The following is a 255-nucleotide window of genomic DNA, read 5'->3' as shown; positions in this document are numbered from 1 at the left end:
CCAGTCGGCGCTCCGGCATTTCGAGGTTGAATGGGGCGGCTTTCTGCCTGCGAGCGCTGACATGATCGCGCGGTACCTTGCCGATCACGCAGAAACCCTGGCGGTCAATACCCTGCGCTCCCGGCTGGCAGCCCTTGCGCAATGGCATCAGACGCAGGGTTTTCCGGATCCGACGAAAGCCCCGCATGTGCGCAAGGTCCTCAGAGGTATCATCGCGCTGCATCCCGCAACCGAGAAGCGGGCGAAGCCCATGCA

The 255-nt window shown here is 63.5% G+C and carries 1 pseudogene; it reads left to right on the top strand.

Features of this window, described 5'->3' with window-relative positions:
* A pseudogene (locus tag VSR68_RS43045) lies at positions 1 to 255 on the top strand (Tn3 family resolvase); the annotation flags it as partial.

The organism is Paraburkholderia phymatum (genome assembly GCF_038900715.1).
Lineage (GTDB): Bacteria > Pseudomonadota > Gammaproteobacteria > Burkholderiales > Burkholderiaceae > Paraburkholderia > Paraburkholderia phymatum_A.
The sequence above is the reverse complement of the archived record's forward strand: the minus strand, read 5'-3'. Positions and strand labels throughout refer to the sequence as shown.